At 66.6% G+C, this 2785-nt stretch carries 2 protein-coding genes; both read left to right on the top strand.

Annotation, left to right across the window (positions count from 1 at the left end):
* A partial coding sequence (eccCb, locus tag WBF82_RS16795; protein ID WP_424384101.1) for a type VII secretion protein EccCb occupies window positions 1-2459 on the top strand: 2459 nt, incomplete at its 5' end.
* A 179-nt stretch (window positions 2460-2638) separates the two neighbouring features.
* On the top strand, window positions 2639-2785 hold a 147-nt coding region (locus WBF82_RS16790; RefSeq protein ID WP_424384102.1), incomplete at its 3' end, for a PE family protein.

Genomic DNA, 2785 nt, shown 5'->3' with positions numbered 1-2785 from the left:
GCAAAGCGGTGTGCGACAACGCCGGTGTCGATGACGCCAAGGAGTACAACGAGATGCGCGGCCGGATGCGCGCACGCGGTCAGGACATTCCGCCGCTGCCGATGCTGGTGGTGGTCATCGACGAGTTCTACGAATGGTTCCGGATCATGCCGACCGCGGTCGACGTGCTGGACTCGATCGGCCGCCAGGGTCGTGCCTACTGGATTCACTTGATGATGGCCTCGCAGACCATCGAGAGCCGTGCCGAAAAGCTCATGGAGAACATGGGTTACCGGTTGGTGCTGAAGGCACGTACCGCCGGTGCGGCACAGGCGGCCGGGGTGCCGAACGCGGTGAACCTGCCTGCTCAGGCCGGTCTGGGCTACTTCCGCAAGAGCCTCGAGGAGATCGTCCGGTTCCAGGCGGAGTTCCTGTGGCGCGACTACCGCCGCGGCGTTTCGCTCGACGACGATGGTCCGGCGGCACTGACGCATTCGGTGGATTACATTCGGCCGCAACTGTTTACCACCGGCTTCACGCCTATCGAGGTCAGTGTCAGCGGTCCGGACGACTTCAACACGCTGACCAACGGTGAGATCCTCGGCGGGAACGGTGAGGCTTTGGGCGCCGACATAGCCGACGAGCCCGAAGAGGAAGAGGAAGAGGCAATCCGTACGCCGAGGGTCGGCACGGTGATCATCGATCAGCTGCGCCGGATCGATTTCGAGCCCTACCGGTTGTGGCAACCGCCGCTCGACGTGCCGGTGTCGATCGAAAACCTGGTGAACCGGTTCCTCGGTCGGCCGTGGCAGGAGGAATACGGCACGGCAAGGAACTTGGTCTTCCCCATCGGGATCATCGACCGGCCGTTCAAGCACGACCAGCCGCCGTGGACGGTGGACACCTCCGGGCCTGGTTCCAACGTGCTGATCCTCGGTGCGGGTGGCTCGGGCAAGACCACCGCGTTGCAGACGCTGATCACGTCGGCGGCGCTGACCCATACCCCCGAGCAGGTCCAGTTCTATGTGCTGGGCTACAGCAGCACCGCGCTGACGACGGTGGCGGGACTACCGCACGTCGGCGAGGTGGTCGGCCCGACCGACCCCTACGGCGTGCGCCGCACGGTGGCGGAGTTGTTGGCGCTGCTGCGTGAGCGCAAGCGCACCTTCCTCGAGTACGACGTGCCCTCGATGGACGTCTTCCGGCGGCGCAAGTTCGGCGGGGAGGCCGGCAGCGTGCCCAACGACGGCTTCGGCGACGTGTACCTGGTGATCGACAACTACCGGGCGCTGGCCGAAGAGAACGAGGTGCTGATCGAGCAGGTCAACCAGATCATCAACCAGGGCCCGTCGTTCGGGGTGCATGTAGTGGTCACGGCCGATCGCGAGTCCGAGCTGCGCCCGCCGGTGCGTAGCGGTTTCGGCTCCCGGATCGAGCTGCGGCTGGCCGCAGTCGAAGACGCGAAGCTGGTGCGCTCGCGGTTCGCTAAGGACGTTCCCGTCAAGCCGGGCCGCGGCATGGTCGCGGTGAATTACGTACGGCTGGACAGCGATCCGCAATCGGGTCTGCACACGCTGGTGGCCCGTCCTGCGCTGGCGAGCACGCCGGACAACGTGTTCGAGTCCGACAACGTCGCCGCGGCGGTCAGCCGAGTGGCGGCTGGCCACGCTCCGCCGGTGCGCCGGCTGCCCGCCAAGTTCGGGCTGGAGCAGGTGCAGGCGCTGGCCGCGGCCGATCGGCGCCAAAACGTCGGGGCCGGTGGAATCGCTTGGGCCATCAACGAATTGGACCTGCAGCCGGTGTACCTCAACTTCGCCGAGAACGCCCACCTGATGGTGACGGGCCGGCGCGAGTGTGGTCGCACCACGACGCTGGCCACGATCATGGCCGAGATCGGTCGGGTGTACGAGCCGGGAGCCAGCATTGCGCCTCCGACTTCGCGACCCTCGGCTCAGGTGTGGCTGGTGGACCCGCGCCGTCAGCTGCTGACCACGCTGGGCACCGACTACGTCGAGAAGTTCGCCTACAACCTCGACGGTGTCGCGGCCATGATGGAAGAGCTGGGTGCCGTGTTGACCCGGCGCGAGCCACCGCCGGGATTGTCGGCCGAAGAGCTGCTGTCGCGGGCATGGTGGAGTGGGCCGGAGATCTTCCTGATCATCGACGACGTGCAGCAGCTGCCGCCTGGCTTCGATTCACCGCTGCACAAGGCCGCGCCGTGGGTGACGCGGGCAGCCGATGTCGGCTTGCACGTGATCGTCACCCGTACCTTCGGTGGCTGGTCTTCGGCTGGCAGCGACCCGATGCTGCGGGCACTGGCGCAGGCCAACGCCCCGCTGCTGGTGATGGACGCCGACCCCGACGAGGGCTTCATCCGCGGCAAGATGAAGGGCGGCCCGCTGCCCCGCGGTCGTGGCCTACTGATGGCCGAGGACACCGGCGTGTTCGTGCAGGTCGCGGCCACCGAACTGCGGCGGTAACCCGCCTAACGGCGCGGTTCTCCCCACTTTGGGAGAGCCGCGCCGTTTTGCGTTCGGCGTATCGCGCTGCGTCACGCCATTCATAGCCGACGCATAGCTAGAGCATGTCGGCAGCCCATCTTGGCTAGTTAACGTCTCTAACCAGTGACGGGTGTGTGCTGCTGTGAAGGGAGTGCCTGGTGTCGTTTGTCAATGCGCAGCCAGAGCATCTGACGGCCGCAGCCGGAAACTTGCAGAGCATCGGATCTGCCATCACAGCGCAGGACGCAGCCGCGGCGGCTCCGACCACCGGCGTGGTCCCGCCAGCTGCGGACGAGGTGTCGGCC

It is taken from the genome of Mycobacterium sp. (genome assembly GCF_049673265.1).
GTDB lineage: Bacteria > Actinomycetota > Actinomycetes > Mycobacteriales > Mycobacteriaceae > Mycobacterium.
This window is presented reverse-complemented; position numbering and strand designations above follow the sequence as displayed.